We start from the raw sequence: 680 nt of genomic DNA, 5'->3' as shown, positions 1-680 counted from the left end.
ACCGGCGGCGGTGAAGGCAGCCACGGCGCCGGCTTCATTGATGCCGGGGTGGATCAGCTGCCCCTGGGCGGATTCCTTGTAGGCCAGGACCAGGTCCCGGTCCACGGACAGGTAGTTCTGGCCCTTGGGGTTGTAGATCTTCGCGGTGGGGAAGAACGCGTCCATGCCGAAGGTCCTTGATTCGTCCGGGACGATGGGCACAATCCGGTGCCCGAAGTTTTTGTCCCGGATGAGGTCTTTCAGGAGCCTGACAAAAGCCATGGTGGTGGCGGCCTGCTGTTTGCCCGAGCCTCGTTTGGCAACGTCAAACGTCTTGGGATCCGGCAGAGCAACGGCATCATGGGATGACCGGCGTTCCGGGACGGCGCCGCCCAAGGCCTTCCGCCGTTCATGGAGGTAGACGATCTCCGGTGCATCATGCCCGGGGTGGAAGTACGGCGGGGAATAGGGATCCGCTTCCAGTTGCGCATCGGCAATGGGGATCCGCAGGTAGTCCCGGAACTCCTTGAGGTCCTCGACAGTCAGCTTTTTCATCTGGTGTGTGGCATTCCTGCCTTCAAACCTCGGTCCGAGGCCGTAGCCTTTGACGGTTTTGGCGAGGATGACGGTGGGCTTGCCCTTGAATTCGGTGGCTGCCTTGTACGCGGCGTAGACCTTGCGGTAGTCGTGGCCGCCGCGTC

1 pseudogene is annotated in these 680 nt (G+C 62.2%); it reads right to left on the bottom strand.

The features are described 5' to 3' along the window. A pseudogene (locus AC6CHP_RS20715) lies at positions 1-680 on the bottom strand (pyruvate dehydrogenase (acetyl-transferring), homodimeric type); the annotation flags it as partial.

The sequence above is a fragment of the Pseudarthrobacter sp. GQ63 genome (genome assembly GCF_059758765.1).
The sequence above is the reverse complement of the archived record's forward strand: the minus strand, read 5'-3'. Positions and strand labels throughout refer to the sequence as shown.